1 protein-coding gene is annotated in these 1,164 nt (G+C 56.1%); it reads right to left on the bottom strand.

Annotated elements, in window-relative coordinates:
* Positions 1–698, bottom strand: a 698-nt coding sequence (locus tag V6D20_01275) for a hypothetical protein (GenBank protein HEY9814429.1), incomplete at its 3' end; no start/stop codon positions are given.
* Positions 699–1,164 lie beyond the last annotated feature (466 nt).

Genomic DNA, 1,164 nt, shown 5'->3' with positions numbered 1-1,164 from the left:
TTCTTGTCCATACGAATGTTGAGTTGGGCCCATTCGTCGAGGAGGTGTTTGGGGGTCTTCTTGTCTTGGTGACCCTTGATCCAGTTCCATTTGATGGTGATGGGGAGATTGGCTAGGTTGTGTCTTGTGTCCATGATGAGGTCGAAGGAGGCGTCGGTGGGTAGAGGTGTGGCAGTTTTGGCAAGGGCATATAAGGCTTTCTCGCCGTCCAGTCCAATAGTGATGGTACCTGCTGTGATGTCATGTGTTTTGCATAGGCATGAGAGAGCGGAGGCGATTCCTGCGACTCCAGAGAGTTCGGCCCGGTAGGCACTTTGTTCGAGTGTGGCACCGGGGGTGGTGTTGACGCCTTCCAGTTCCTGTTCCTTGTTGGAGCCGAGAAGGATGAATCCTGCTGTGCTATGTCCGGATTTGTAGGAGCCGTCGCTGACTGCTTTGGCTGTGCCGTTGATGATGGCTGCGGAGATGGCAAGTCCTTGGTCCGGTGGGAGGTCCCAGTGAGCAATGGTCCATTGGGAGGCAGGGTGTAGTTGGTTGCGGTGGCTTTCCAGGCTATTGTCGTGAGACTCTGTGGACGGTGAATGAAGGTGGGCTGCTTGGATGGCGCCGGTGAAGAAGGCATTTCCTGTGGGGGTTCGATATGCTGTAGCGGGGCGACAGTGGGGTGGGAGTTGCGCGCTGTTCGCGGATGGGAGCATGCGTGTACCTTGGGTGGAGACTGTCCGTGTTGGGCGAGGTGGGTCTTGGTAGGTACGCCACGTGTCGCCGGTGTACTCATAGAGGGTTCCTGAGGTGACGTGGTAGTGCCAGGGCCATGTAGTTGGTGTAGGCTGGAGGAGGGTTCCCAGTGGTTGTAGGAGCTTGGTAGTGGTTTCGTAGGGGTTGGAGAAACAGGTTCGTAGGGCGTTTCGCCAGGTGGTCCATTGGCCTGTGGGGATATGGGGTGGGTCTCTTGGCCAATTGTAGTTGTGCCAGACTGAGCTGCGCTTCCCAGTTAAGGCCAAGTGGAGAAGGTAGTCACCGGTGGCGTTGGTGACGTCGGCCAGGGTAATTGCCCGAAGGTACATTCTGCACTCGTTAAGCTGGTGTAGTGTCTTCCCTCGGAAACCATTATCGAGAAATGATTGCATGAGGAAGTGGTCGTTGTCCCGGATGAGGTGGATG

The organism is Candidatus Obscuribacterales bacterium (genome assembly GCA_036703605.1).
Taxonomy (GTDB): Bacteria; Cyanobacteriota; Cyanobacteriia; order RECH01; family RECH01; genus RECH01.
The sequence above is the reverse complement of the archived record's forward strand: the minus strand, read 5'-3'. Positions and strand labels throughout refer to the sequence as shown.